Genomic DNA, 25,793 nt, shown 5'->3' on the forward strand with positions numbered 1-25,793 from the left:
GGGTGCCACCCCGGTGCAGCGGTTGGGACTGCGTTGCTGTCGATCGGTCCGGCGTCGTCAGTCCATCGCGAGGCCGCCATTGACCGGTGCGTACGTACCGGTCATGAAGCCGCTCTCGTCGCTTGCGTAGAAGGCGACGACCCCAGCCACGTCCTCCGGCCGGGCGATCCGCCCCAGCGGGGTCGCCGCGACCAACCGAGCCCTGACCTGCGGGGACACCTTCCCGGCGACGTCGGTTTCTACCATGCCCGGGGAGACCACGTTGACGGTGATGCCGAAGGGGCCCAGCTCCTGGGCCACGTAGCGGGCGAACTGCACCAGTGCTGCCTTGGACGTGCCGAGCGCGATCATCTCCGTCCGTGGCTGCCGAGCCAGGCCGGTCGCGATGTGAACGATCCGGCCGTAGCCCTGGTCGATCATTGCCGGTGCGACGGCCTTGGTGAGCGTGAAGGCGGCCAGCATCTCGTCGTGAAGCTTGCCGCCGAATTCCTCCCAGCTCATGTCCTGGAAGGACTTGATGGCAAACGGGATTCTGACAGTGTTGACCAGCACCTCGACCGCGCCCCACCGCGCGGACACCGCCTTGACCAACTCGTCTACCTCGCGGGGGTCGCGCACATCGGCTCGTAACGCTATGGCCTCGCCGCCGGCGGCGCGGATCGCCTCGACCAGCGCGTCCGCGTCCGCGTCGCTGGACCGGTAGTTCACCACTACCCGCATGCCCAGCGATGCCAGCAGCCGCGAGGTAGCCGCACCGATGCCGCGGCTACCTCCGGCGACCAGGGCGACCGTCCCGGAACGTTCGGTCATCTCAGTCCGCCTCCATCCCAGTCTGTCCGTCTTCGCTCTCTGTTCATGCTGGCGAGGTTGGTTAGTAGCGGGCTCGACGGGACATTTCCGCGCATCGTCAGCATCAGCACCGCTAGCAGTGCAGTGCGTGGGAGTTGTCGAACCACACTGGTGCGGTTGCCCCAATCCGACAGGAACATGTTCGACCTTCCGCGCCCGCGAGACACGGCCAGGGTGGGCGCCCGCCCTGACCGGGCAACAGACCGCCCCCAGCACACCGACCCCCTCATACCCCGGGGCCAACGGCGTTCCCGCGGCGCGGACACGGCGAGGCCGGTCCGGCACGCGAGCGTGGGCAGCGCCTGAGCTGAGATGCGGGCTCGTCCGGTCCTGCTCCCGATGGTCAGCCTGGACCTTGGCGCCGACGTGCTCCTGGCCGAGGCCGCGGACCGGCCCGGCCCGTGATGGCTGCTGCTCGGCAGCCACCCGCCGCACCATCCCGACCTGGAGCAGTAGTCGGTCGGGCGCGGGGAAGGAAACACTGCGCGGCCAGTCCGCAGACCGGCCGTGATCCCAGTACCACCCAGTAGATGACCAGCTCGAGGGCCGGATCGGCCAGCCGGACCCGGACCGGCCGGACTGGTACGCCGAGTACGTGGTCCGGGAGCAGGCCGGAGAGGAGCTACCCGAGCGATGAGCGACCACGACGTGATCGTCCTGGGCGGCGGCTCGCCGGGCGAGCACTGCGCCGGCGAGCTGGCCGACGGCGGCCTGCGCGTGGCCGTGGTCGAGCGGGATCTGGTCGGGGGCGAGTGCTCGTACTGGGCGTGTATCCCGTCCAAGACGCTGCTGCGGCCCGGCGAGGCGGTGCACGGCGCTCGTGAGGCGGCGGCCACGGCGCGCGTCGACGTGCAGGAGGCGCTGGCCTACCGTGACGTCATGGTCTCGGACTACTCCGATGCCGGGCAGCAGCAATATCTGGCGGGCAAGGGCATCGACCTGATCCGGGGCACCGGCCGGCTGGCCGGGCCGGGTGTGGTCGAGGTCGACGGCGTGCCCCACACCGCCCGGCACGTGGTGGTGGCCACCGGCTCGGACCCGGTCATACCGCCCGTCGCGGGCCTGCGCGAGCTGGACGGTATCTGGACCAGCCGCGAGGTGACCGGCATGAAGGCTGTCCCGCGTCGCCTGCTCATCCTCGGCGGCGGGCCGGTCGGCGCCGAGATGGCCCAGGCCGTCCGCCGCCTGGGCGGCGAGGTGGCCCTGGCCGAGGGCGCCGGGCATGTGCTGGCCCGCGAGCCCGAGCCGCTGGGTCGGGCGCTCGGCGAGGTCCTGCGGGCCGACGGCGCCGAGCTATTCCTGGGCATGCGCGCGACCGCCGCGCGGCGCGACGGCGCGGACTACGTCCTGACCCTCGATGACGGTCGCGAGCTGCGCGGCGACCACCTGCTCCTGGCCACGGGCAGGCGTCCGCGGATGCCCGCCGGCCTGGACTCGGTGGGCGTCACCGCTGGCCCGCACGGCATCGGAGTCGACGCGCACCTGCGCGCCGGCGAGCGGCTGTGGGCCATCGGGGATGTCACCGGTATACGGCTGCTCACCCATGTCGGCAAATACCAGGGCGAGGTCGTCGCCGCGAACATCCTGGGCGAGCCCCGCGAGGCCCACTACGAGGCCATACCGGACGTCGTCTACACCGACCCGCAAGCGGCCGCAGTCGGCGCCACCGAGGCCGCTTTCAGCGCCACCGTCCCGGTGTCCGAGGTGGCCAAGACGGCCACCTACACCCACGCCTACGCCACCTCCAACGGCTTCCTGACCTTGCTGTCGGACGGCGACCGGCTGACGGGCGCCTACGCGCTCGGGCCCGAGGCCGGAGAGTGGCTGCAGCAGGCCACCCTGGCCATCCGCGCACGTGTGCCGCTGCCAGTGCTGCGGGACGTCATCCAGCCCTTCCCCACCTTCTCAGAGATCTACGTCGCCGCGCTGAAGGCTCCGCGGCCAGATCACGGCCGCCCGCGAGCCGGCCACGGAGGGATCGCTATGACATCCGCCGATTACGCGGGGAACGCCAAGGACAGTGCCCTCGCCGGTCACATTCAGTCAGGAGCACGCCATGCGCGCGGGACATCGCACCCGGCGGGACCTTCCCCGACTACGGGCCGACCACCGGCCACACCGAAGACCAGGCGCCGATTCAGCGAGCTGCAAGAGATCAACCCGATGATCCTCGTGCTCTCGCGCGGCGCGTCCTGCCCGAAGAACCACCAGCAGCACCTCCGGTGGGCCGCCCATTACCCGGGAGATCGCCGTCGCCTACCCCCGCGCTGGCCCGGCTGGACGTGCTGACCGCCGCCACCGCGACCGTCGCTTGGATCGCGGCCCGGACCGCGGGTCGCCGTCGCCCGGGTGGGCCTGCGCCGGGCCGGCAGCAAGCCGCGCTGTGCGCGGCGGACTGGACGCAGGGGTGCTGCTGCTCGGTGACCTGCGGCGGCCGGCACTTGTACCTGGAGTGTGATGCCGGGTGAATGACGTGCGACTTCGATGGCGCGCCATCACCGGCGCCGACCCCCGATCACCGCAACATCGCCTGCAGACCGTAAGCGGGGCATGAGTCCCAACCAGTGGAGGTGCTAGATGGCCGAGGTCACACCGCCCGCAAGGGGAATTGTGCTGGCCCATTTCATCGTCTCGGACGATGTCGAGCGCTCTCGGCGCTTCTACACCGAAGTACTCGGCGGCAGGGTGGTCTTCTCCGGAGAGCCGACCTATGTCGCGCTAGCCAACAGCTGGATCGTCATCAATGTTGGTGGCGGCCCGACCGACGACAAGCCCGCGGTCACCCTGGAGACGCCACGCGACCCCGACCGGGTCAGCAGCTTCCTCAATATTCGGGTCGCGGACATCCAGGCCGTGTACGCCGAATGGAGCGCCCGGGGTGCTCAGTTCCTGACGCCGCCGAAGCAGCACCAGTACGAGATGCGTTGCTACATCCGCGATCCCGACGGTTATCTGATCGAGGTGGGGCAAACCACCGACCCAGAGGGGGACTGGTCGCCGTGGTTGCCGTCTCCCTCGGTGGCATGAAGACGGCGATGGTCGACGCCTCGTCGTATGCGCGCCTCGCCGCCGTGCACCCCGACTACTCGCAGCGCGCTCGCTCGGATCGTGGCCTGTCGCCAAACGGTGGCGTGGCGTTTGCGGATGGTGTGGTCGGGAATCTGCGCCGATACCGGTTACCGAGGCGCGCCTTGAGCGGGAACGGCGTAGCCGGCCGAGCTCACCGTCGTCGGTGCCGACGTGCCGGCTCACATCAACACAGGAAGTACCGTGATCAGATGGCCACCGAAATGTCAGAATCGAACGGAAGCACCCGGCTCGCCTACGTTCGTCGTCGGCGGTCAGGTTGAGCCCGGCCCAGAGCAGCTTCGCCCAGATGGCATCGGCGATCACGCGCGGGTCCGGGCCGAGCAGGGCGGCGATGCTGCGCGGGACGGCCAGTGCGCGTTGCGGGTCGAACCGGCGGGGCAGCCATTCCCATTCCTGGTAGTCCCCGAAGAACCTGCGCATCGCGCTGATCTGCCCGGCCATGGTCGCCGCGGTCAACGGCTGGCCCAGCCGGTCCCCGAGGCCGGCGGTGCGCTGGACGAAGTCCCCGACCCGCATGCGGTCCAGGGCGGCGATCCACGTCGCGCAGGTCTGCCGCGTCCACGCCGCCGGGTCGGCGACCTCGGGGTGTTCCGCAGCCAGCCACCGGCCGACCTTGAGTAGGTTCGCGCGGACACTGCCGCGGACCCGCCGGGTGAGCGTGGACGTGTCATACCAACGGTCGGCGGCCTGCTGACAGGTCTCGGCGACGCCGGTGGCCCTCGCGTGCTGGCCGGTGCGACCGAGCGGTGCCGCGCAGAACCCGCGCTCGGCGACCGCTCGCTGCACCGCGTGCATGGTGTTGAGCCGGGCGCCCTCGAGCAGCCGCTGCTCGCGGACCCGGTCGAACAGGTCGGTGGTCATGTCCTGCAGGTGCGGGCTGCCGTTGACCAGCATCAGCTGCGCGACGGTCAACGGCAGCAGTGGGTCGTCGGCCCGGGCCGAGCTGGTAGCCCCAGCCGCCCAGAACCCGGCGGAGCTGGCCGAGTTCACCGTCCACGCGGTCACGGCCGAAGACCCGCCAGCACAGCACCAGCCGTTGGAAGCTGCCGAGCCGGTGAAACCCGGTGAACCCGCCCCAGCAGGAACGCGTGCGAAGGTTGAGCGTTCATCGTTCACTGTGACCGAGACGGGGCCGGAGTCGCGCGACGCTTCAGGGCCGGGTCCGATCAGAGGCACACCTCGGCTCGCTGTTCTCGGGCGGCGCGATGCCAGCCCGGTCCGCGGTGTCCGTCCCCGGACCGAACATCTGCGGGATCGGAACCCAGCCCCGCCCAGATCCTGCCCAGGGCCGGCACGGTCACCAGGTCGTCGCCGGCGCGCGGCTCGCCCAGGTAAACCCGGCCTTCGTGGCGGAAGGTGGTGTCGCAGACGACCACGGGCGTATCGGACACCTCGTCCTCGACGAGGAACCAGCCCTTGGTGTGCAGGTCGTGTCCACGCTGGGTCCGGATGCTTCGGCGACGCCGTACCGCAGCGCTGCGATGCAGGTGTGTTCAAAGCCGCGCTAGACCACCCGGACCGTTGTCGATGGGCTGTGCGAGCGGGTGTGGCTGGCCTGTCATCGCGGCGAGCGCGGTGGCGACGGCTTGGAGGTCGGCGCGGATGTAGGTGGTGGTGGCTGGTCCGGTGGTGTCGGTGTGACCGGCGTAGGCGCGGGCGGTGCCGTACCCGAAGTGCCGTTCGACCCAGGTCAGGGTGGTGTGCCGCAGCCAGTGCATGGTGATGCCGTGGGCGGCGACCCAGGGCAGGTGTTGGCCGATGCGGTGCCAGAGTTGGTCGTAGCGGCGGCTGGTCAGGACGGAGCCGTTGCGGTACCGCAGCAGGGAGTCGGTAGGCAGGACCGCGCCGCGGACTGCGGCATGCTGGGCAAGGCCGGTGGCGAGGTCGGGGCTGATCGGCTGCCAGCGGACCGTGCCGCCCTTTTCTCGGAGCAGCAGGAGGCCGCGTTCAGCGTCGAGATCTTGCAGCCGCAACCCGAGGGCGCCGCCTCGCCGGCAGGCGGTTTCGGTGTGGAGGCGCAGCAGGAGTGCGTCGAGGAGAGTGTCGTTGCCGGTGGTGCGGGCGACCAGGTTGATCTCGGTAAGTTCCTCGGGGGTCAGGGCTCTGCGTGTGCTGGGCAGCCGTCGTGGCTTGCCGACCCGGTGGGCCGGGCTATCGGCGGGCTGGATGAGGCCGTCGGCGATGGCTCGGTTGTAGAAGGCGCGGGCGGCGGCGATGAACAGTTCGCCGGCGTGGCGTCCGCTGCGGCTGTTGCGCCGGACTCGGGCGCTGTTGGTGACGTGTTGTCGCATCGCTTGTAGGTCGCTGGCAGTGACGGTGTCGATTGCCTGGTTTCCCCAGGCTTTGGTCATGCGCTGCCAGTAGCTCCGGTAGGCGCGTAACGCGCCGGGACCGGCCCCGGCGAGGACCTGGGGGAGGTAGTCGTCGAACGTCGGTGATGCTGGCCGGGCGTCGTGCTGCAGGTCGGCGAGGGTGATCCCGAGCTCGGTCAGACAGGCCCAGGCGGCGGCGAGTCTCGCCGGGTCAGCGGCCATGGCCGTCTGTGATCAGCCGGACGTGCAGGTCGGCGAGCAGCCGCGCCACAGTCTCCGCGGGATGGACGGCGAGTAGACCGCGGTGGAGGTCAGCGGCGAGGACGACGAGGTCGCCGGTCTCGATGGCGCACATCTGCCGGACCGCGGCCGGCAGGGTCAGGTCGCCGCGGGCGCCGACCAGCACGGCACCTGCGTCGTCCGGCCAGATCAGGATTGTGCGCTCGGCGACGTCGGTGCGCAGCTGCTGGCAGGGACCCCAGCCGAGCCGTTCGAGGAGCAGCCGGGCCGACACCCGTCCGGAACGGTCCAGCCGGGCGATGTCGAGTGCCGGGAGCGCCTGCGTGGGCGAGGTGCGCGGGTCCGGCAGGCTTGGCAGCGGCGGAGGTTGCGGCCTGGGGCGGGGGAGTGGAGCGGGTATCAGCGCCGCGATCATCTGCTCTGTCGTGGCCGGGCTGCTGCGCCTCGGGCCGGTCATCGTCGAGACCCGATCAGGGCCTTGACGTGCAGATAGCCGACCGGGTTGTCACCCGCTCGGGTCGGCCGGCGTGCCCGCCGGTGATGCTGCAGGGATGCTACGTTGGTGAGTTTCCACCAAGATCTGTGTCGAAGGGGGGACTTGAACCCCCACGCCCTTGCGGGCACTAGCACCTCAAGCTAGCGCGTCTGCCATTCCGCCACTTCGACTTGCTCCGACCATCCTACCCGGTCGCTTTCTCGCCGCCCGGATGGCCGACGGAGACGTTACACGGTCTACGCGGATCTTGGCGAATCGGGGGGTGCGACACGCGAAAGGCCCCGGCGGAGGGGGAACCGCCGGGGCCTTTTTCGCCTGGGTGGCCGGTGGGGGGTGCCGGCCCCCCGACGTCAAACGTTGAAGATGCTCACGCCGCCCGGGCCTACGAGCAGGGCGACCACGATGAGGATGATGCCCCACAGGATCTGCCGGCGGAGAAGGGCGACGACGCCGGCGATGCCGATGAGCACCGCGATGATCCACAGAACAGTAGCCATGATGGTCTGGTACCTCCGGGGAGAGATCGATAAACGTATTCAGCCGGCCGGTCAGCCAGCCAGGTCCTCGGGCCAGGTGGTGCGGCGGGTGAGGACGTCGCGGACCTTGTCGACGACGGCGACGGCCGGGTCGACGAGCTTGTTGAGCGGTGGTTTGGCCGGGGTGTTGGGGTGGGGCCGGGTGGGTGCGGCGCCGCGGGCGATCAGGACGCGGTTGCCGAGCCGGACGAGCTCGGTGTCGCTGCACTGTTCGCGGAGACGGGGGAACACCCCCTTGCCGGTGCGGTCCGCGTGTGAGCGGACGTGGGTGGCGACCGCTTCCAGCGCGTCGTGGTACGCGGTACCTGCGGCGGCGGGGGTCGCGTGCAGCCGCTGCAGGGCGAGGAGCAGCTCCGCGTCCGCGGCGACCTCCTGTGAGGCGATCGGGTCGCCGTCGGGCAGGACGGCCTTGACCGTCGGGTAGAGGTACTGCTCCTCGGCGGACAGGTGCCGCGCAAGCGTCGCCACCAGGACGTCCTCGATGTCCTGCGGCCTGGCCTTCTCCTGCTCGTCGGGGGTCGCGAGCCGGTCGCAGAGCTGGGCGAGCTGCTGGTGGTCCTCGTCGAGGAGGTCGAGCATGCTCGGTCCGCCGAAGACGACCTCGTCGTCCTCGATGCCCGGCACCGGCGGTAGCGGCGGCAGCGGTGCGGCACTCACGTGCGCCTCCTCGATCGTTTGTTGTCGTTGCCGCGTCGGTACCCGAGGCGCGACTTCTTGAAACGAGTGGTTACCGGCCAGTACGCTCCCATGTACCGCCTTCGATGGAAGCCGGCCGCCACCTGCTACGGAAAGGGGCCGCCATGTCCCTCGCCAGGCGGGGACTGACCGTCCTCGCCGCCACCCTGGTCGTGCTGCTGGGAGCCACCGCTCCCGCGTACGCCGCAGCCGGGCCGCCACCCGGATCGATCGCCAGCATGGGCGACTCCATCACCCGCGGGTTCAACGCGTGCGGATGGTTCGCCGACTGCCCGTCCCGCTCGTTCAGCACGGGCAGCACAGCCTCCGTCAACAGCCACTTCCTGCGGATCCGCACGGTGAACCCGGCGATCGACGGCCACTCGTACAATGACGGCAAAAGCGGGGCGAAAGCCGCTGACATGCCAGGTCAGGCCCAGACCGCCGTCTCGCAGCGTGTCGCCTACGTCACGATCCTCATCGGCGCCAACGACGCCTGCACCTCGTCGGAGTCGACGATGACCAGCGTGGCCGCGTTCCGGGCGTCGCTGGACGCGGCCCTCGGCACGCTGAAGGCCGGTCTGCCCGACGCGAAGGTGCTGCTCATCAGCGTGCCTGACCTGAAGCGGCTCTGGCAGGTCGGCAAGGACACCTCCGGCGCGCGCACGGCCTGGGGCCTGTTCGGCATCTGTCAGTCGATGCTGGCCAACCCGACGTCGACCGCGTCGGCCGACGCTGCGCGGCGCGACCGCGTCCGGCAGCGGGTCGCCGACTTCAACGGCCAGTTGGCGTCGGCCTGCGCGGCGTACGGCGCCAGCTGCAAGTACGACGGCGGCGCCGTCTTCGGCTACCCGTTCCAGCTGTCGCAGATCTCGACCTGGGACTATTTCCACCCCAACGCGTCGGGGCAGGCGGTGCTCGCTTCGGTGAGCTACGCGGCCGGTTTCGGCTGGTGAAGTCCGTGTGGTCCGGTGACGCTTCGTGGTAGCCCACCGGACCACCCGCCGAAATTGTCACAGGCGCCTGGTATGACTTCTTCATGGACGCCACCGACGAGGTCATCGAGCTCTGCCGCGACCTGCTGCGCATCGACACCACCAACACGGGCGACCTGGAGACGAGCGCCGGGGAGCGGCTCGCCGCGGAGTATGTCGCCGAGAAGCTCGCCGAGGTCGGCCTCGATCCGCAGATCCACGAGAGCGCGCCCGGCCGGGCCAGCGTCGTCGCCCGCTTCGAGGGCAGCGACCCGACGCGTGACGCGCTGCTGATCCACGGACATCTCGACGTCGTGCCCGCCGACGCCTCCGAGTGGTCCGTCGACCCGTTCGGCGGTGAGATCAAGGACGGCTACCTGTGGGGGCGGGGCGCCGTCGACATGAAGGACTTCGACGCGATGGTCCTGGCTCTTGTACGGCAGATGCGCCGCGAGGGCCGCAAGCCACCGCGGGACGTGGTGCTCGCCTTCGTCGCCGACGAGGAGGCCGGCAGCACCTATGGCGCGCAGTATCTCGTCGAGAAGCACCCGCACTACTTCGACGGGGTGACCGAGGCGGTCGGCGAGGTCGGCGGCTTCTCCGTCAGCGTCGGCGGCGACCAGCGCCTCTACCTGATCGAGACCGCGCAGAAGGGCATCGACTGGCTGCGGCTGCACGCCAAGGGGCGCCCCGGGCACGGCTCGATGATCAACGACGACAACGCGGTGACCGCGGTCGCCGAGGCCGTCGCGCGGGTCGGCCGGCACCGCTTCCCGGTGATCATGACGCCGACCGTGCGGGCGTTCCTGGAGCAGGTGTCGGAGATCCTCGGCATCGAGCTCGACCTCGACGACCCCGAGCGGGCCGTGGAGAAGATCGGGCCGATCGCGATGATCATCGGCGCGACCCTGCGCAACACGGCCAACCCGACCCGCCTCGCCGCCGGGTACAAGGACAACGTGATCCCCGGCCGCGCGTCCGCCACCATCGACTGCCGCACCCTGCCCGGGCAGTCGGAGCTGTTCGAGCAGCAGCTGCGCGAGCTCGTCGGCCCCGACATCGAGCTGGAGTACATTCACCGCCAGGCCGCGCTGGAGACCACCTTCGACGGCGCCCTCGTCGACGCGATGACGGCTGCGCTCAAGGCGGAGGACCCCGGCGCGTTGCCCGTGCCGTACATGCTCAGCGGCGGCACGGACGCCAAGCAGTTCGACAAGCTCGGCATCCGCTGCTTCGGGTTCTCACCCGTGCGGCTGCCCGCCGACCTGAACTTCGGCGCGTTGTTCCACGGCATTGACGAGCGCATTCCCCTGGAGGGACTACAGTTCGGCGTGCGAGTCCTCGACAGGTTCCTGCAGCAATCCTGATCAACCCGACCGTCCCACCACCGATATCAGGGGGAGTCCCATCATGACCGACCGGCACGCGGAGCTTGACGCCGCGCTCGAGCGCGTGATCACGGCGGCCCGCGACCACCTTGCCGCGGTCAAGGCCGCCGACGGGCGGGCCGACGACGACGAGGTGTGGCGCGCCTATGTCGAGCTCAACAACGCCTCCAACGGCTACGACGAGCTCCTGCTCGACGCCTTCGGCGAGGTCACCCCGTGGGACGTCGAGGCCATCGACCCCGACGAGGCGGACCGCCAGTTCGGCGTCGGCATCGGCGGCGTCGACGGCACCGAGGCCGAAGACCCGCACCCGCAGATCATCTCCGTCCGCCAGCGCCGCGACTACCGCGTCCCCAGTGTCGCGGCCCTGCTCCGCCTCGCCGACGCCGCCCGCCGCACCAACCCCGGCGACGGCGACACCGCCTCCGTCGAGACGGTCGGCGAGGCTGTCCTCGAGCTGATGCAGGCCGGCGACGGCTCGCTCGGCGCCCTCGACATCCCCGAGCTGGAGTCCCTCGACGGCGTGGTCGTCGTCGCCGAGGTGGCCACCCCGCTCGACCCCGAGGCGTATGAGGACAACGACGGCACCGGCCCCTTCGCCGTCGGCGCCGAGGACCGCGTCGTCGACCGCCTCGACGAGCACGCGTTCGTCGAGCTGGACGAGGACCTCGACGAGGACGAGCCCGCCACGGGCGAGGCCTCCGACAAGAACGCCGAGTCGGCCGACCGCTGACCGACCGCCGCAGCCGGGCCCCGCACCTGCCGTGCCGGCCCGGCCGCGGCCGTCAGCCCGCGGCCGTCGGCCGCATCTCGTCGCTGGTGCCGTCGCTCCAGACCACGTAACGGGTCCGGCGGCGACGCCTCCGAGCCGGACCACCAAGCCCGCCGCTGACCACGACCCGCTCCGCTGCTCATGGCCGCCCGGCCTTCGACCGGGGCGGTGCGGGTCCGGCGGTGGGGCCGCGGGCGAATCTGGTCGGCACTCACCGTCCTCGGTAGGCGGAGTTGGGTGCTGTCGGCGTGCGGGTTCGCCGATCCATGTGGGTAACAGGTCAGGCCAGCACGGAGGTGGGGTTCTTCCGCCCGGCTGGGGACCGGGCGCCAGGTGGCGTGGTCACCGTCCGTGCCGTGGTTGCGGTGATGTTTCCCGGCGGCCGTTCTTGGATGGTCGGGCGCTGTTGAGGCTGTTGCTCGATGCTGCGCGCCGGTGACCAGTGCGCATCAGTTCGATCGCTGGCGCCGGTGTTGCCGGGCGGTGGTTGCGCAGCCGGGGCGTGTGATCGAAGTCGGGTGGTGGTCGTCCGGGCGGCCCGGGGCGTCCTTCGATCATGGTGGCGGGTGGTTGCGCGTCCGTGCCGGGGTTGCGGTGATGTTCGCCGCGGCTGTTCTCGGATGGTCGGGCGCTGTTGAGGGTGTCGCTCGATGCTGCGTGCCGGTGACCAGTGCGCATCCGGTCGATCGCCGGTGTCGGCGGTGGTTGTGCAGGTGGGGCTTGTGATCGAAGTCGGGTGGTGGCCGTCCTGGCGGCCGGAGGTGGCCTTCGATCATGGGGGTGGGGCGCTGTCGGTCGTTGGGTGGGTCTGGGGCTGCGAGGATTGACGGGTGGTGGCTGAGTGGGATCGGCGGAGTGAGGCGGTCACTGGGATGCTCGGGGCGGGGATGGCTGTGCCGCCGTCGAGAGCGGTGATGGTCTCGGCGCTGGGGGAGGCGCGGCGGGCGGTGCGGGAGCGCCGGGAGCGGGGGCTGGAGATCGGCGAGTGGCTGGACGGGGAGGTCCGGCTGCGGGGCGTCCGGGAGAACGCGGCCGTGCTGGCCGTGCTTGAGGTGCCGGAGTGGCGGGACGGGGTCGCGGCCAGGTATCGCGGGGCGCATCCTGAGCGGGCGGACATCCTTGCGGCGGTGCTGGCCGTCATCGGTTAGGCGCCCGTTGTTCACCGGCCGTGGGTGGTCGGCGTGCGGCTGGGGCGCGCACGATGAGGGTGGATCGGTGGGACCGTGGGCCTACGTGCTGAGGCCGGGCATGGCGTCGCTGGTGAGTTTGCGGCGGAGCATGACCTGGCGGGTGCCGTCCGCGTAGAGGCGGACCCTGGCCAGCTCCCAGCCGCCGTATTCGGCCTGGATCGTCAGCTGTGCGTTGGCGGTGAGCCGGTCGACGTTCGACGGCAGCCGCAACGGCACGTATTCGTAGTCCATGAACCGATATTGCTACGGCGAAATGCGCTGCACCAGCCCTTCAGCCGACCCGGCGACGGCGATCGTGCCGGTGGAGGGGTCGGCGGCGACGGCGATCGGGAGGCGGACGGTAGGGTGGCGCGCGACCTCGCGGGGGGTGCCGCCGCTCAGGTCGTAGCCGACCAGCTCGTTACGTTGGGTGACTGTGACCCACAACGTGGAGCGGGCGAAGGTGAGTGCGTACGGGCCGCCGGGGACGGGGTAGCGCTGGCGCAGGAGGAGCGGGCCGGTCTCGAAGACCAGGAGTTCGCCGTCGCGGGCGTCGAGGACCACGAACCTGCCGGTGTCGTCGGTGGTGACGGTGACGGCGCCGTCGCCGGCGCGGAGGCCTTCGCGGCGGGTGCCGGAGGTGGCGTCGTACACGGTGAGTGACGTCTCGGCGGGGTCCAGGACGCCGATGAGGTCGCCGGTGAGGGCCACGCTGCCGGGGCGGCCGCCGGTGTGGATGGTGTGGGTGACGGCGCCGGTGGGGGAGAGGATGATCACGTCGCCGAGGGTGGGGACGGTGACCGCGGTCCAGCCGGACGGGTGCACGGCGAGGGCGGTGCCGGGGGCCGGGAGCTCCCAGCGGTCCGTGGTGCCGCCACCGCCGCCGACGGTCACCACGGTGCTGCCCGCCACGGCGCGGAAGCCGCCGGACGGAAGGGCCACCACGGCTCGTACAGGAGCCGACGTGGGCAACAGCGTAGTGCCTGAGGTGTCCAGAACGGCGAGGCCGGACTGCAGCCCGACGGCTGTCCGTGACCCGGAGACGGCGACGGCGGAGGCGGGTCCGCCGGCCGGGGCGACGGTCCCGGCGGGTGAGACGGACGGTGCCGGCGCCCAGGTGGGGGTCGGGACCGTCGCGTCCGGGTGGCTGACCGGGGCCCCGGAGTCGCACGCGGCGAGGAGCGCTACCAGTACCAGGGACGACAACGCGGATCGGATCATGATCTGCTGATTATGTCTGCCGCTCGGGATAGCCCGACGTCGGAGCCGACACGTCGTCGAGGGCGGCGCGGATCTCGCGGGGCAGTTCGATCTCCTCGGTCTGCAGCGCGCCGAGGAGCTGGCCGACGGTGCGGGCGCCGAGGACGGGGGCGACGACGCCCGGCCGGTCGCGCACCCACGCGAGCGCGACCTCGAGGGGTGACACGCCGAGGCCGCCGGCGGCGGTGGCGACCGCCTCGACGATGCCGGCGCAGCGGTCGTCGAGGTACGGGGCGACGAACCGCTCGAAGTGCGGCGACGCGGCGCGCGAGTCGGCGGGGACGCCGCCGCGGTACTTGCCGGTGAGGACGCCGCGGCCGAGGGGCGACCAGGGCAGCAGGCCGATGCCGAGCGCGGAGCAGGCGGGGATCACCTCGCGCTCGATGCCGCGCTCGAGCAGCGAGTACTCGACCTGCGTGGAGACCAGCGGGGCGCGGCCGGGCCAGGCGGCCTGCCAGGTGGCGGCGCGGGCGGTCTGCCAGCCGGAGAAGTTGGACACACCCGCGTAGCGCGCGCGGCCGGTCTGCACGGCGGTGTCGAGCGCGCTGAGGGTCTCCTCGAGGGGCGTGTCGGGGTCGTACCCGTGGACCTGCCACAGGTCGACGTGGTCGGTGCCGAGGCGTTCGAGGGAGGTGTCGAGGGCGCGCAGCAGGTGGCTGCGGGAGCCGTCGCGGCGGCGCGCCATGCCGGGTCGCAGGCCGGCCTTCGTGGCGATGACCAGCTCTTCGCGGGGCACGAGCCGGCCGACCAGGGCGCCGATCACCGACTCCGCCTCGCCGTCGGCGTAGACGTCGGCGGTGTCCAGCAGCGTGCCGCCCGCGTCGCGGAACGTCTTGAGCTGGGCGGCCGCATCGTCGGCGTCGGTGTCACGGCCCCAGGTCATGGTGCCGAGGGCCAGCCGGGATACCGCCAGCCCGCTACGGCCGAGCGGTCGCTGCTGCATAGGTGGAACGATACGGCCGGATCCCACCGAAGGCGGGTAGGTGGGCACCCCGCTACCCTTGGTGCCGCCCGTGCAGGGTCGCGCGGGGGACCCTGGGAGGCAGTTGTGCGGCTCGCGTTGAACCTCGGATATCTCGCGGCGTGGAATGAACCGGCCGGGCACCTGGCCCTCGCGCAGGAGGCCGACCGCCTCGGTTTCTCCTGCGTATGGGTGGCGGAGGCGTACGGGTCGGACGCCCCGTCGATGCTCGCGTGGTTCGCGGGCCAGACAGAGCGCATCGAGCTGGGCTCCGCGGTGTTCCAGATCCCGGCCCGGACGCCGGCGATGGCGGCGATGACCGCGGCGACGATCGACAAGCTGTCCGGCGGCCGGTTCCGGCTCGGTCTCGGCGTGTCGGGCCCGCAGGTGTCCGAGGGGTGGCACGGCGTCCGGTTCGGCAGGCCGCTGCAGCGCACCCGCGAGTACATCGACATCGTCAACCTCGCGCTGACCCGCAAGACGGTCGCCTACGACGGGCAGCACTACCAGCTGCCGCTGCCCGACGGCCCCGGCAAGGCGCTCAAGCTGACCCTGCACCCGACCCGCGACCACGTCCCGGTGTACCTCGCCGCGGTCGGGCCGAAGAACCTGGAGCTCGCCGGCGAGGTCGCCGACGGGTGGCTGGCGATCTTCTTCTCGCCCGAGTTCGCCGCGGAGTCGCTGAAGCCGATCGAGGCGGGCCGGGTCAAGGCCGGCAAGACGCTCGACGGTTTCGAGATCTGCGCCGGTGTACCGGTGGTCGTCGGCGACGACCCGCAGATGTGCGCGGAGCTGGTGCGGCAGTACGCGGCGCTGTACGTGGGCGGGATGGGCAGCCGCGAGCAGAACTTCTACAACGCGCTCGCCACGCGGATGGGGTACGGCGACGCGGCCCGCGAGGTGCAGGACCTGTACCTGGCGAAGAAGCACCGCGAGGCGGCCGCGGCGATCCCGTTCGAGTTCATCGACCGCACGTCGCTGATCGGGCCCGTCGAGCGGATCGCGGAGCGGCTCAAGGCCTACAAGGAGGCCGGTGTCACCGAGCTGGCGGCGCTGCTCTTCGGCGACCACGAGCACGGCACGCAGACCATGCGGCAGCTGATGCGCGCGTACGAGATGGCAGGCTTGTCCGCGTGACGACACTGCTCCTGCTCCGGCACGGCCGGACCAACACCAACGCCAGCGGGGTGCTCGCCGGCCACCAGCCCGTCGGGCTCGACGAGGTCGGGCAGGCGCAGGCGCTGGCGGTCGGGGAGCGGCTCGCCGCGGCGAAGCTGCCCCTGGCGGCGGTGGTGTCCAGCCCGTTGCCGCGCTGCCGGGAGACGCTGTCGCTGGCTCTTCCCGACTTTTCCGACATTTCGGTGGATGAGGGGATCGTTGAGTGCCGGTACGGTGACTGGACCGGCCGGCCGCTCAAGGAGCTTGCCAAGGAGCCGCTGTGGGCGACGGTGCAGGCGCACCCGTCCGCGGCGGTGTTCCCCGGACCCGACGGCGAGTCGATGGCCGTGATGTCGGCCCGTGCGATCGCCGCCATCCGTACGTGGGACGCCAAGCTCACCGAGTCGCACGGCGCGGACGCGGTCTGGCTCGCGTGCAGCCACGGCGACATCATCAAGGCGATCGTCGCCGACGCGCTCGGCATGCACCTGGACCTGTTCCAGCGCATCGCCGTCGAGCCCGCGTCGGTCACGGTGATCCGGTACACCCCGCTGCGGTCCTTCGTCCTGCGGCTGAACGACACCGGTGGAGACCTGTCGCCGTTCGTCCCCAAGATCGACGAGGAGCCGACGTCGGATGCTGCCGTAGGGGGCGGTTCGGGCGGTTCTGTGTGATCTTGCTGCCTGGCGTGAGCGCTGACCGAAGCATGCGGATAGAGTTCTAGCATGAGCGGTCCGGAGCGTCGCGGACGAGCCGTGAATCGGCAGTTCAGGTGGAGCGCCGGAGCGCAGCGGAGGTGACGGGCATGAGCGGTCCGGAGCGTAGCGGAGGAGCCGTGAATCAGCGGCTCAGGTTGCGCTCACGCCGGCGCCGGAGCGCAGCGGAGGTGACGGTGTGAGCCACCAGGTGTATGCATTTGAGCCGCCCGAGCGGTTCGTCGCGGGGACCGTGGGCGCGCCGGGGGAGCGGACCTTCTTCCTGCAGGCGCGCGGCGGGGGGCGGCTGGTCAGCGTCGCCCTCGAGAAGGTGCAGGTGACCCTCCTGGCCGAGAAGCTCGAGGAGCTCCTGCTGGAGGCGCAGCGCCGCTTCGGCGTCGACCTGCCCGAGACCGCGGCCGTCGACACCAGCGACAACGAGCCGCTCGACACGCCCCTCGACGAGGAGTTCCGGGTCGGCACGCTCGGCCTCGCCTTCGACGTCGACACCGCGACCGTGGTCATCGAGGCCATCGCGGTCGGCGAGGAGGAGGCCGAGGAAGCCGAGGACGAGGACGACGACGAGCTCAGCAGCGCCGACCGGGACCGGCTGCGGGTCCGGCTGACGCCGCAGGCGACCCGCGCGTTCATCGACCGGGCCAAGCGGGTTGTCGCGTCCGGACGGCCGCCCTGCCCGCTGTGCGGCCAGCCCCTCGACGCCCGCGGGCACCTCTGCCCGCGTCACAACGGCTACCGCCGGTAGACGCCGTGCCGGCATTGCCCCAGGACGAGGCGCTGGAGCTGCTCCGCCACGGCACCATGGAGATCGAAGGCCGGCTGATGGACGCGTCCAACGCGACCCTGCGGGCCGTCATCACGCACGGGTCGACCGTCGCCCGGTGCGTGTACAAACCCGTCAGCGGCGAGCGGCCGCTGTGGGACTTCCCCGACGGCACCCTCGCCGACCGTGAGTACGCGGCCTGGCTGCTGTCCGAGGCCACCGGCTGGTCCGTGGTCCCGCCGACCGTCCTGCGCGACGGGCCTCTCGGCACCGGCATGGTCCAGCTGTGGATCGACGACGAGCTGCAGACCGACGACGCGATCCTCGGCTTCGTGCCCGCCGCCAAGGTCCCACGTACGTGGAAACGCATCCTCAGCGCGCGCGACGAGCGCGGGCGCCCGTTCGTCCTCGCCCACGACGACGACCCCCGGCTCGCGCGGATGGCGGTCTTCGACGCCGTCGCCAACAACGCCGACCGCAAGGGCGGGCACATCATCGACACCGTCGACGGCCGCGTGTACGGCGTCGACCACGGCATCTGCTTCCACGCCGAGGACAAGCTGCGCACCATCCTGTGGGGCTGGGCCGGCGAGCCGCTGCCCGACGAGGCGATCGAGGTGCTGGAGAAGCTGCGCGCCCAGTACACGGCCGGGCTCGCCGAGTCGCTCTCGGACCACCTGACCGCGGCCGAGGTCGGCACCGTCGCGCTGCGGATCACCCAGCTGCTGCAGGAGAAGCGGTATCCGGCCCCCGACGAGGACCGCCACGCCATTCCGTGGCCGCCGATGTAAGGCCCTGTCTACGCTAGGTTCGTCACACCGGTTTCCCCGATGTTTCGGTCGTACCCCGCGGATAGTCTTGGCGGATGGACTCATGGTCGGCACCGGCGGTGCCCACGCTGCCCCGCACCGCTGCCGGTGCGACCACCCTCGCCCTGTTCGACTCCGCCCGCCGCGAGATCGCGCCGGTGCGGATCGAGGGCAGGCCCGCCACCATGTATGTCTGCGGCATCACCCCCTATGACGCCACCCACCTCGGCCACGCCGCCACGATGCTCGCGTTCGACCTGGCCAACCGGGTCTGGCGCGACGCCGGCCACGAGGTCGACTATGTCCAGAACGTCACCGACATCGACGACCCGCTGCTGGAGCGCGCCGCCCGCGACGGCGAGGACTGGGTCGTGCTCGCGATGCGCGAGACCGCCCTCTTCCGCGAGGACATGGAGGCGCTGCGGATCATCCCGCCGAAGCGCTACGTCGGCGCCGTCGAGTCCATCCCGCAGATCGCGCGCAAGGTGTCCGGGCTGATCGCGAGCGGCCACGCGTATGCGCTGGAGGACGGCACCGGCGACGTCTACTTCAGCGTCGCGACCGCCCCCGGCTTCGGCAGCGAGTCCAACCTGTCCCGCACCGAGATGCTCCGCCTCGCCGCCGAGCGCGGCGGCGACCCGCAGCGCCCCGGCAAGCGCGACCCGCTCGACCCGCTGCTCTGGCGCGGCCTGCGCGAGGGCGAGCCCGCGTGGGACGGCGGCGACCTCGGCCCCGGCCGCCCCGGCTGGCACATCGAGTGCGCCGTCATCGCCCAGAGCCTCCTCGGCGACACCATCGACGTCCAGGGCGGCGGCAACGACCTGCTCTTCCCGCACCACGAGTGCTCCGCGGCCCACGCCGAGGCCCTCAGCGGCAAGACCCCCTTCGCCACGCACTACGTGCACGCCGGCATGATCGGCCTCGACGGCGACAAGATGTCCAAGAGCCAGGGCAACCTCGTCTTCGTCTCCCGCCTCCGCGGCGACGGCGTCGACCCGATGGCGGTCCGCCTCGCCCTCCTCGCCGACCACTACCGCAACGACCGCCAGTGGACCGACGACGTCCTCAAGACCGGCCAGCAGCGCCTCTCCCGCTGGCGCTCCGCCGCCAAGGCCTCCATCGGCCCGTCCGGCATCGAGCTGCTCGACCAGCTCCGCGACCGCCTCGCCGACGACCTCGACACGCCGGGCGCCCTGGCCGCCGTCGACGCCTGGGTCGACGCCACTCTGGCCGACGCCGGCGACGACCGTGACGCCCCCGCCGTGCTGCGCCTCGCCGTCGACGCCCTGCTGGGCATCAAGTTGTAAGCGGTTCCCACCGCCGGCGCGCCGCCGGGCATCAAGCCCGGGCCCGCGTCGTTGAACCGTTGAAGGAATTGCGCGGGCGGGCAGGCCTGATCGCCGCGCCCGGGTCCGTCGGACGCCCCGGGTCGCCGCCCGGCGGAGGCCCCCGCCCGCGCTGCTTCACCTCCGTGCCCCGGCCGGGCTACGTCATGAACGGTCGCGAGGGCGCATGGTCGGTCGTTGCCTGCCTGCCTGCCTGCCGGAACGGTGCGGGGGCGTGGCGGGCCACCGGGTCTGCCGGTCCCCTCTCATCGCCGCAGGTAACGGGCCGGTCTGTGGCCTCTGAGCGCCAAACGACGGGGGAGCCAGAGCAGACCGGTTTCGGAGTCGTCGAGGTGCGGCAGGTGTTCGAGGTCTGCGCGGCGGACGTTGCAGACCGTGAACAGCGCCGTGCGGTGACCAGCACCAAGGTCCACGACCGGTCCGAAGAACTTGCCGACGGCTTCCGTTGTACGGCAGGCGTGCCACCCGGAGGCCCGGACGGCTATGCGGGCGGCCCGGTGGCCAGGAGGGCGGCGAGCAGGGCGGCGGGGGCGGGCGGGTCCGGGGGCGTGCCGTAGAGGGCGGCGGTCACGCGGCGGCCCGGGCCGGGGAGTGGCTGCGTCCGGACGCCCGCCGAGCGGTGTGCGCGCAGCGCCAGGTCCGGCAGGATCGTGACGCCCAGGCCGGCGGCGACCAGGGCCTGCACGGCGACGTAGTCGTCGGTGGTGAAGGCGATCTCCGGCGTGAACCCGGCCGCCGCGCACCGCCGCACGAGGCTCGTCCGGCAGCGTTCGCAGCCGCCGATCCAGCGGGCGCCGGCGAGGCCGGCCAGGTCGCGGGTCTCGGCGAGGCCGGTGACGAGGTGCAGCGGCTCGTCGAACAGCGGGGTCAGCCGGACGCCGTCGTCCGGGCCCGGGTCGCCGGCGGCGTAGTCGAAGACGACCGCCAGGTCGACCTCGCCGGCCTTGAGCAGCCGCAGGGCCTCCGGCGGCTCGGCCTCCACCAGGCTCAGCGCGACGCCCGGGTGCGACGCGGCGAAGCGGGCGGCGGCGAGCGGCACGAACGACCCCAGCGCCGACGGGAACGCGGCGAGCCGCACCCGGCCGGACGTCAGGCCGGTCAGCGACTCGAGCTCGGCCTCGGCGGCGTCGAGCCGGCCCAGGATCTCCTCGGCGCGCTCGGCGAGGAGCCGGCCGGCGGGAGTGAGGCGCACGCCGCGGCCGACGCGCTGCACGAGACACGCGCCCGTCTCGGCCTCGAGGCGCGACAGGTGGTGGCTGACCGACGGCTGGGCGTAGTGCAGCGCCTCGGCGGCGGCGGTGACCGAGCCGTGCCGGGCGACCGCGGCGAGCACCCGCAGGCGCGTCACGTCAAGCATAGATCCCACCTATGAGTTTCCAAGAAACTCGGCATTGGATTTATATATGGTACCGGCACCAAGCTGGAGCGCATGGTGAGTCTCAACGATGTGCTGCGTGCCCGGCGGGTGCTCGACCCGCACCTTCCGGCGACACCGTCCTGGTCGTATCCGTTGCTGGACGAGGTCGCGGGCCGCCGGGTGGTGGTCAAGCACGAGAACGCGCAGCCGACCGGCGCGTTCAAGGTCCGCGGTGCGCTCAACCTCATGGCCGGCCTGGACGCGGGGGAAACCGTCGTCACGTACTCGACCGGCAACCACGCCCGGTCGATCGCATACGCCGCCCGCGCGTTCGGCGTCCCGGCGCACGTCGTGATGCCGGCCGGGGCCGCGGAGTTCAAGATCCGTGCGGTGCGGGCGCTCGGCGCGACCGTGACGCTGCACGGGGCGAACATGGCCGAGGCGGAGGCGCACGCCGAGGCGCACGCCAGGACGGTCGGCGGCCGGCTGGTCAGCCCGGGCGACGAGCCGGCCGTGATCGCGGGCGTTGGGACCGCCTACCTGGAGCTGTTCGAACGGCACCCGGACCTCGACACGGTGGTGGTGCCGGTCGGCAGCGGTACAGGGGCGGCCGCCGCCTGCGTGGTCGCCGCCGCCGTCGCGCCCGGCTGCCGGGTCGTCGGCGTGCAGTCCAGCGCCGCGCCGGCCGCGCACGACTCGTGGCGGTCCGGTGCCTGTGTGCGGCGGGACAACCGGACCAGGGTCGACGGGCTGGCGACGGGGCGCGGGTTCGAGCTGCCGCAGAAGATCCTGCGGGACCTGCTCGCCGACTTCGTGCTCGTCGACGACGACGCGATCGACGACGCCCGGCAGGTGCTGTCCGGCAGCGCGCACACCCAGGCGGAAGGCGCCGGCGCCGCCGCTCTGGCCGCGGTCCTCGCCCGGCCCGACCTGATGGGGGAGCGGGTCGCGGTGATCCTGACCGGCGGCAACGCCACGCCCGCCGAACTGTCGCGATGACCGCCCGCCCGCGCCGGGCACACAGAAAAGGCCCGCGGAAGGGGCCCGCGAGAGGCACACGGAAAGGGGCCGCGGAAGGGCCGCAGGGACAGAACGGGACCCCGTTGGTGTGATCCAGGACACCGTCCGGCGCGCGGAACCGACCGTTCGCCGATCCGTGACCCCACCGGTCAGCGGCCGGGACGCCGATCAGGTTACGTCGATCTACCTGGCCGCCCGCCAGGCGCGCACAACCCTCGTGAAGGAGGTTGGCCGTGACCGGTCCCGAACGCCCCGACACCCCCCGGGCCGCGGACAAGAGCCCGTGGAACTGGCTGTTGTTCATCCCGATCGTGCTGCCGCTGGTCACCGTCTGGTACAACGCCGACAGTCCCCGCCTGCTCGGCTTCCCCCGGTTCTACTGGATGCAACTGGCCATCATCGCCGTCGGCGTCGGCACCACGACGCTGGTCTACCAGATGACGAAGCGGCGGTGACCGGCGATGTGGCGTGACCATCAGGTCGAGATCGCGATCTTCGTCATCCTGTTCGTCGGGGTGAGCGTGGTCGGCTTCGTCGCCGCCCGCTGGCGCCGCCCGGACAACCTCAACCACCTCGACGAGTGGGGACTCGGCGGCCGGAACTTCGGCGGCTGGATCACCTGGTTCCTCGTCGGCGGTGACCTGTACACCGCCTACACGTTCGTCGCCGTCCCGGCGCTGCTGTTCGCGGCCGGCGCGGCCGGCTTCTTCGCCGTGCCGTACACCGTCATCATCTATCCGCTCGTGTTCCTGGTCCTGGTGCGGATGTGGTCCGTGTCGCACCGGCACGGGTTCGTGACGCCGGCCGACTTCGTGCGGGCCCGGTTCCAGTCACCGACGCTCGCGCTGCTGATCGCGGTCACCGGAATCGTGGCGACCATGCCGTACATCGCGCTGCAGCTCGTCGGCATCGAGTCCGTGCTCAAGACGATGGGGGTGACCGGTGAGGGCGCGATCGCCCGGCACCTGCCGATCATCGTCGCGTTCGCGATCCTCGCCGCCTACACCTACTCCAGCGGCCTGCGGGCGCCGGCGCTCATCGCGTTCGTCAAGGACACCCTGATCTACGTCGTCATCCTCGTCGCGGTGTTCTACCTGCCGTACAAGCTCGGCGGCTGGGGCGCGATCTTCGACGCCGCCGACGCGAAGTTCGACAAAACCCCGGCGGCGACCGACGGCATCCTCCTCAACGCCAACAACCAGCTGCAGTACATCACCCTCGCCCTCGGCTCCGCGCTCGCGCTGTTCCTCTACCCGCACAGCATCACGGGTGTACTGGCGAGCAGGAACCGCGACGTGATCAAGCGGAACATGTCGGCGCTGCCGGCGTACTCGCTGCTGCTGGGCCTCATCGCGCTGCTCGGGTACGCCGCGATCGCCGCCGGTGTCACCCCGCTGAAGAACCCGAACGGCACCAACGACAACAACACCGTCGTGCCGATGCTGTTCGACAAGCTCTTCCCCGACTGGTTCGCGGGCATCGCGTACGCCGCGATCGGCATCGGCGCGCTCGTCCCCGCCGCCATCATGTCGATCGCCGCCGCGAACCTGTTCACCCGCAACGTGTACCGCGAATACCTGAAGCGCGACGCCACCCCGCACCAGGAGGCGACCGTGTCGAAGGTGACGTCGCTGCTGGTCAAGGTCGGCGCGCTGGTCTTCGTCGTCTTCGTCGACCCGCAGTTCTCCATCGACCTGCAGCTCATCGGCGGCGTCATCATCCTGCAGACCCTGCCGGCGGTCGCGCTGGGCCTGTTCACCAGGTGGTTCCACCGCGGCGCGCTGATCGGCGGGTGGGTCGCCGGGATGGGCCTCGGCGTGTGGATGCTGTACCAGATCCCGAACGCCGCCACGAAGCGCGCCCACTTCGGCGGCTCGGCGTTCCCGTTGAAGGAGTTCGGTTTCGACTCGGCGAAGACGATCTACGTCGGTTTCGTCGCGGTCGCGGTCAACCTGATCGTCGCGGCGCTGCTCACGCTGATCCTGCGGGCCGCGTCGGTCACCGACGGCGGCGACGACACCAGCGCGGCGGACTACTTCGCCGACGAGGGCGACCCGCGCGTCGACACGGCCCGCCCGGCCACCAAGCCGGAGGTCGCCCCCGACCCGATCACCTGACCGATCACCTGAACAACGCCCGGAAACGATGACGGCCACCCACCGACCGGTGGGTGGCCGTCGCCGTCGTCAGGGACGTCAGGCCGGGACGGGCGTCCAGGTGCGCTCGTTCTTCACGTCGGCGAGGGTGGCGCCGTCGAGGACCTTCGTCATCTCCGTGTCGGTCAGCCGTCCGCCGCTGCTGACCTGGATGTTCACGCCGCCGACCCACCGGTTGCAGAAGCCGTTGCCGCAGGTCACGCCTGGCGACGGCTGCTGGTTGGAGTTGGCGGCCGGCACGACGTACACCACGAAGCTGCCCTTCGGGTCGGCGCCGTCCTCACCGCCGAACGGCGCGGTCAGCCCGGTCGTCGGCAGGGCCGGGTTGCTGAACAGCAGGCCCGCGTAGTCGCCGTCGCGGGCGGCGGCGATCCCGTTGAGCCCCGTCATGGCGTGCATCGACGCTTCCTGCAGGCGGTATCCGGCCGGCACGTAGCCCAGCTTCACCGGTGCCTTCGCCGGCACCGGCGTCTGGCCGCGCAGCCCGGCGGCGAGGTCGCGCAGGTCCTTCGCCGACGGGTACGCGGCGTCGTCGGAGCTGGCCTGGATCACCGCCCACGCGTCCGTGTTGTACTGCCACGCCAACGTCCGCCGCGTCGCCCAGCCGAGGTACGGGCCGCCGGCCTCCAGCCCGGGCCGCCCGCCGACGGTCACCGGCTGCGTGCCGGTCAGCTTCGACGGGTCGTACGCGCCGGCCCGGTACACGGTCAGGTACGCGTACAGCTTCTTGCCGTCCTGCGCCGGCGCGTTCGGGTCGGCGGCCTTGTCGGTGGTGGTCAGCCCGTCCGCGTACACGGAGGCGAGCTGGTACGCCGTCGACACGTCGACCGGCTGCGCCACCCGCAGCTTCCCGACCTTGTAACCACCGAACGTGAACGTGAACGGCTCCGCCGTCGCGGGCACCGGCTGGTTGTTCTCCGGGGCACCCATCTGGAGCTGTGCCTCCTCGCCGCCCCGTCCGAGGGCGGGCACGGCGACGGCGGCGGCGATCACCCCCAGTACCGCGGCCGCGGCGGCACCGGTCGCCACCCGGCGGCGGCGCTGGACCCGCCGGCCCGCCGCCAGGATCTGGTCAGCGTCGTGCCGCAGCGGCGGTGGCTCTGACGTCGCCAGCTCCACCAGGTCCTGCATCTGCATTGGTCCACTCTCCGAGTTCAGACGGTTCATCCAAGACCACGCCTCCGGCGGCGAGGGCCGCCCGGAGATTCGCCAGACCTCTGGTCGTCTGGCTCCTGACCGATGCGGCCCGGATCCCGAGCACCTCCGCGGCCTCCTCGGCCGTCATGCCCAGGTAGTACCGCAGCACCAGCACCGCCCGCTGCCGGACGGGCACCGCCTGCAGCGCCCTGCGCACGGTCAGGCGTTCGTCGGCGACACCGCTGGGATCGGCCTGCGCGACGTCAGGCACCTGGTCGCCGGCGGACCGTTCCCGCCGCCACCACGGCCGCCGGGTCTCGTCGATCGCCGCACGCACGACCATCGTCTGCGCGTACAGGTCCGGTCGGTCGAGCCGCGACCAGCGCGGATACAACTTGGCCAGGGCGTTGGCGACGGCGTCCTCCGCCGAGTGCCAGTCCCCGCACGTGACGTATGCCAGGTTTCGCAGCGCCGCCATCCGCGCCGCCACGAACTCCCGGAACCCGTCCGGATCCTCTGCCTTCAAAGGGCCGCTCCCTCCGCCGCGGATAGAACGGTCCCCGCCCACCCGAACGCTGCACGCCCGCCGGAACTTTTCTCGGGATGTGCGGT

The 25,793-nt window shown here is 71.6% G+C and carries 25 protein-coding genes and 1 tRNA gene; 14 read left to right on the plus strand and 12 right to left on the minus strand.

The window, feature by feature from the left end; genetic code table 11:
- Positions 1–57: 57 nt before the first annotated feature.
- The gene (locus ABD332_RS13220) at positions 58–810 is read right to left on the minus strand and encodes an SDR family NAD(P)-dependent oxidoreductase (RefSeq protein ID WP_344502132.1); all 753 of its coding nucleotides are present in this window, start codon (positions 808–810) and stop codon (positions 58–60) included.
- A 672-nt stretch (positions 811–1,482) separates the two neighbouring features.
- Between ABD332_RS13220 and ABD332_RS13225 the strand changes: the two genes are divergently transcribed.
- Positions 1,483–3,138 carry a dihydrolipoyl dehydrogenase family protein gene (locus ABD332_RS13225; RefSeq protein ID WP_344502133.1) on the plus strand — a complete coding sequence of 552 codons (1,656 nt, stop codon included), beginning with the start codon at positions 1,483–1,485 and terminating at the stop codon, positions 3,136–3,138.
- A 288-nt stretch (positions 3,139–3,426) separates the two neighbouring features.
- The gene (locus ABD332_RS13230; protein WP_344502134.1) at positions 3,427–3,876 is read left to right on the plus strand and encodes a VOC family protein; all 450 of its coding nucleotides are present in this window, start codon (positions 3,427–3,429) and stop codon (positions 3,874–3,876) included.
- A 1,556-nt stretch (positions 3,877–5,432) separates the two neighbouring features.
- Here the strand turns inward: ABD332_RS13230 and ABD332_RS13235 are convergent.
- From ABD332_RS13235 to ABD332_RS13255, 5 genes are all read right to left on the minus strand, one after another.
- Positions 5,433–6,473, minus strand: a complete 1,041-nt coding sequence (locus ABD332_RS13235) for a tyrosine-type recombinase/integrase (RefSeq protein ID WP_344502135.1) — start codon at positions 6,471–6,473, stop codon at positions 5,433–5,435.
- The gene (locus ABD332_RS13240; RefSeq protein ID WP_344502136.1) at positions 6,463–6,948 is read right to left on the minus strand and encodes a hypothetical protein; all 486 of its coding nucleotides are present in this window, start codon (positions 6,946–6,948) and stop codon (positions 6,463–6,465) included. The genes ABD332_RS13235 and ABD332_RS13240 overlap by 11 nt, the downstream gene beginning before the upstream one ends.
- A 126-nt stretch (positions 6,949–7,074) precedes the next feature.
- Positions 7,075–7,157: transfer RNA gene (locus ABD332_RS13245), tRNA-Leu, on the minus strand.
- Between the two features lie 180 nt (positions 7,158–7,337).
- Positions 7,338–7,484, minus strand: a complete 147-nt coding sequence (locus ABD332_RS13250) for a GPGG-motif small membrane protein (protein ID WP_169788941.1) — start codon at positions 7,482–7,484, stop codon at positions 7,338–7,340.
- Positions 7,485–7,535: 51 nt separating this feature from the next.
- Positions 7,536–8,180: a hemerythrin domain-containing protein gene (locus tag ABD332_RS13255; RefSeq protein WP_344502137.1), complete on the minus strand. Its 645-nt coding sequence runs from the start codon at positions 8,178–8,180 to the stop codon at positions 7,536–7,538.
- A 143-nt stretch (positions 8,181–8,323) separates the two neighbouring features.
- Here ABD332_RS13255 and ABD332_RS13260 point away from each other — a divergent pair, with 143 nt between their 5' ends.
- The 4 genes from ABD332_RS13260 (at position 8,324) to ABD332_RS13275 (ending at position 12,480) form a co-directional block, all read left to right on the plus strand.
- Entirely contained in the window at positions 8,324–9,154 is an 831-nt protein-coding gene (locus ABD332_RS13260) for an SGNH/GDSL hydrolase family protein (RefSeq protein WP_344502138.1), read from the plus strand.
- 83 nt (positions 9,155–9,237) lie between these two features.
- On the plus strand, positions 9,238–10,539 hold the full coding sequence (locus tag ABD332_RS13265; RefSeq protein ID WP_344502139.1) for a M20/M25/M40 family metallo-hydrolase: 1,302 nt from the start codon (positions 9,238–9,240) through the stop codon (positions 10,537–10,539).
- A 43-nt stretch (positions 10,540–10,582) separates the two neighbouring features.
- On the plus strand, positions 10,583–11,293 hold the full coding sequence (locus ABD332_RS13270; protein WP_344502140.1) for a hypothetical protein: 711 nt from the start codon (positions 10,583–10,585) through the stop codon (positions 11,291–11,293).
- A gap of 926 nt (positions 11,294–12,219) precedes the next feature.
- Positions 12,220–12,480, plus strand: a complete 261-nt coding sequence (locus ABD332_RS13275) for a hypothetical protein (RefSeq protein WP_344502141.1) — start codon at positions 12,220–12,222, stop codon at positions 12,478–12,480.
- An 81-nt stretch (positions 12,481–12,561) separates the two neighbouring features.
- On the opposite strand, the gene ABD332_RS13280 is transcribed toward ABD332_RS13275, so the two are convergent.
- Genes ABD332_RS13280 through ABD332_RS13290 form a run of 3 tightly spaced genes read right to left on the minus strand, consistent with a single transcriptional unit; the run spans position 12,562 to position 14,704 of the window.
- Positions 12,562–12,753: a DUF5703 family protein gene (locus tag ABD332_RS13280; protein ID WP_327010753.1), complete on the minus strand. Its 192-nt coding sequence runs from the start codon at positions 12,751–12,753 to the stop codon at positions 12,562–12,564.
- 12 nt (positions 12,754–12,765) lie between these two features.
- A complete protein-coding gene (locus ABD332_RS13285) occupies positions 12,766–13,722 on the minus strand; it encodes a YncE family protein (protein WP_344502143.1) in 957 nt (318 codons plus the stop codon).
- A 10-nt stretch (positions 13,723–13,732) separates the two neighbouring features.
- On the minus strand, positions 13,733–14,704 hold the full coding sequence (locus tag ABD332_RS13290) for an aldo/keto reductase (RefSeq protein ID WP_344502144.1): 972 nt from the start codon (positions 14,702–14,704) through the stop codon (positions 13,733–13,735).
- Positions 14,705–14,809: 105 nt separating this feature from the next.
- On the opposite strand from ABD332_RS13290, the gene ABD332_RS13295 reads away from it, so the two are divergent.
- The 5 genes from ABD332_RS13295 to mshC all read left to right on the plus strand — a co-directional run bounded on the left by ABD332_RS13295 (position 14,810) and on the right by mshC (position 19,472).
- Complete coding sequence (locus ABD332_RS13295; protein ID WP_344502145.1) at positions 14,810–15,859, plus strand: LLM class F420-dependent oxidoreductase; 1,050 nt, start codon at positions 14,810–14,812, stop codon at positions 15,857–15,859.
- A complete protein-coding gene (locus ABD332_RS13300) occupies positions 15,856–16,554 on the plus strand; it encodes an MSMEG_4193 family putative phosphomutase (RefSeq protein WP_344502146.1) in 699 nt (232 codons plus the stop codon). The genes ABD332_RS13295 and ABD332_RS13300 overlap by 4 nt, the downstream gene beginning before the upstream one ends.
- A 220-nt stretch (positions 16,555–16,774) precedes the next feature.
- Positions 16,775–17,338 (plus strand): DUF3090 domain-containing protein, encoded by a 564-nt coding sequence (locus tag ABD332_RS13305; RefSeq protein ID WP_344502147.1) that lies wholly within the window; start codon positions 16,775–16,777, stop codon positions 17,336–17,338.
- Positions 17,339–17,343: 5 nt separating this feature from the next.
- Positions 17,344–18,147 (plus strand): SCO1664 family protein, encoded by an 804-nt coding sequence (locus ABD332_RS13310; protein ID WP_344502148.1) that lies wholly within the window; start codon positions 17,344–17,346, stop codon positions 18,145–18,147.
- A gap of 74 nt (positions 18,148–18,221) precedes the next feature.
- A complete protein-coding gene (mshC, locus tag ABD332_RS13315; protein ID WP_344502149.1) occupies positions 18,222–19,472 on the plus strand; it encodes a cysteine--1-D-myo-inosityl 2-amino-2-deoxy-alpha-D-glucopyranoside ligase in 1,251 nt (416 codons plus the stop codon).
- Positions 19,473–19,992: 520 nt separating this feature from the next.
- Here mshC and ABD332_RS13320 read toward each other — a convergent pair.
- Positions 19,993–20,868 (minus strand): LysR family transcriptional regulator, encoded by an 876-nt coding sequence (locus tag ABD332_RS13320; RefSeq protein ID WP_344502150.1) that lies wholly within the window; start codon positions 20,866–20,868, stop codon positions 19,993–19,995.
- Positions 20,869–20,940: 72 nt separating this feature from the next.
- Between ABD332_RS13320 and ABD332_RS13325 the strand changes: the two genes are divergently transcribed.
- The 3 genes from ABD332_RS13325 (at position 20,941) to mctP (ending at position 24,005) form a co-directional block, all read left to right on the plus strand.
- Complete coding sequence (locus tag ABD332_RS13325) at positions 20,941–21,867, plus strand: threonine ammonia-lyase (protein WP_344502151.1); 927 nt, start codon at positions 20,941–20,943, stop codon at positions 21,865–21,867.
- Positions 21,868–22,121: 254 nt separating this feature from the next.
- Entirely contained in the window at positions 22,122–22,343 is a 222-nt protein-coding gene (locus ABD332_RS13330) for a DUF3311 domain-containing protein (RefSeq protein WP_033357190.1), read from the plus strand.
- Positions 22,344–22,349: 6 nt separating this feature from the next.
- Entirely contained in the window at positions 22,350–24,005 is a 1,656-nt protein-coding gene (gene mctP, locus ABD332_RS13335) for a monocarboxylate uptake permease MctP (RefSeq protein ID WP_344502152.1), read from the plus strand.
- Between the two features lie 78 nt (positions 24,006–24,083).
- On the opposite strand, the gene ABD332_RS13340 is transcribed toward mctP, so the two are convergent.
- Positions 24,084–25,181 (minus strand): hypothetical protein, encoded by a 1,098-nt coding sequence (locus ABD332_RS13340; protein ID WP_344502153.1) that lies wholly within the window; start codon positions 25,179–25,181, stop codon positions 24,084–24,086.
- Entirely contained in the window at positions 25,117–25,707 is a 591-nt protein-coding gene (locus tag ABD332_RS13345) for a SigE family RNA polymerase sigma factor (RefSeq protein WP_344502154.1), read from the minus strand. Before ABD332_RS13345 ends, ABD332_RS13340 begins: the two co-directional genes overlap by 65 nt.
- Between the last annotated feature and the right edge of the window lie 86 nt (positions 25,708–25,793).

The organism is Dactylosporangium maewongense (assembly GCF_039531485.1).
Classification (GTDB): domain Bacteria; phylum Actinomycetota; class Actinomycetes; order Mycobacteriales; family Micromonosporaceae; genus Dactylosporangium; species Dactylosporangium maewongense.

Bases quoted from the DNA above. Each gene is read 5' to 3' on its own strand.
- mctP (WP_344502152.1), top strand. From the start codon at position 22,350: ATGTGGCGTGACCATCAGGTCGAGATCGCGATCTTCGTCATCCTGTTC.
- ABD332_RS13250 (WP_169788941.1), bottom strand. From the start codon at position 7,484: ATGGCTACTGTTCTGTGGATCATCGCGGTGCTCATCGGCATCGCCGGC.
- ABD332_RS13225 (WP_344502133.1), top strand. From the start codon at position 1,483: ATGAGCGACCACGACGTGATCGTCCTGGGCGGCGGCTCGCCGGGCGAG.
- ABD332_RS13230 (WP_344502134.1), top strand. From the start codon at position 3,427: ATGGCCGAGGTCACACCGCCCGCAAGGGGAATTGTGCTGGCCCATTTC.
- ABD332_RS13280 (WP_327010753.1), bottom strand. From the start codon at position 12,753: ATGGACTACGAATACGTGCCGTTGCGGCTGCCGTCGAACGTCGACCGG.
- ABD332_RS13265 (WP_344502139.1), top strand. From the start codon at position 9,238: ATGGACGCCACCGACGAGGTCATCGAGCTCTGCCGCGACCTGCTGCGC.
- ABD332_RS13340 (WP_344502153.1), bottom strand. From the start codon at position 25,181: ATGCAGATGCAGGACCTGGTGGAGCTGGCGACGTCAGAGCCACCGCCG.
- ABD332_RS13235 (WP_344502135.1), bottom strand. From the start codon at position 6,473: ATGGCCGCTGACCCGGCGAGACTCGCCGCCGCCTGGGCCTGTCTGACC.
- ABD332_RS13220 (WP_344502132.1), bottom strand. From the start codon at position 810: ATGACCGAACGTTCCGGGACGGTCGCCCTGGTCGCCGGAGGTAGCCGC.
- ABD332_RS13325 (WP_344502151.1), top strand. From the start codon at position 20,941: ATGGTGAGTCTCAACGATGTGCTGCGTGCCCGGCGGGTGCTCGACCCG.
- ABD332_RS13260 (WP_344502138.1), top strand. From the start codon at position 8,324: ATGTCCCTCGCCAGGCGGGGACTGACCGTCCTCGCCGCCACCCTGGTC.
- ABD332_RS13240 (WP_344502136.1), bottom strand. From the start codon at position 6,948: ATGACCGGCCCGAGGCGCAGCAGCCCGGCCACGACAGAGCAGATGATC.
- ABD332_RS13285 (WP_344502143.1), bottom strand. From the start codon at position 13,722: ATGATCCGATCCGCGTTGTCGTCCCTGGTACTGGTAGCGCTCCTCGCC.
- mshC (WP_344502149.1), top strand. From the start codon at position 18,222: ATGGACTCATGGTCGGCACCGGCGGTGCCCACGCTGCCCCGCACCGCT.
- ABD332_RS13320 (WP_344502150.1), bottom strand. From the start codon at position 20,868: ATGCTTGACGTGACGCGCCTGCGGGTGCTCGCCGCGGTCGCCCGGCAC.
- ABD332_RS13270 (WP_344502140.1), top strand. From the start codon at position 10,583: ATGACCGACCGGCACGCGGAGCTTGACGCCGCGCTCGAGCGCGTGATC.
- ABD332_RS13275 (WP_344502141.1), top strand. From the start codon at position 12,220: ATGGCTGTGCCGCCGTCGAGAGCGGTGATGGTCTCGGCGCTGGGGGAG.
- ABD332_RS13290 (WP_344502144.1), bottom strand. From the start codon at position 14,704: ATGCAGCAGCGACCGCTCGGCCGTAGCGGGCTGGCGGTATCCCGGCTG.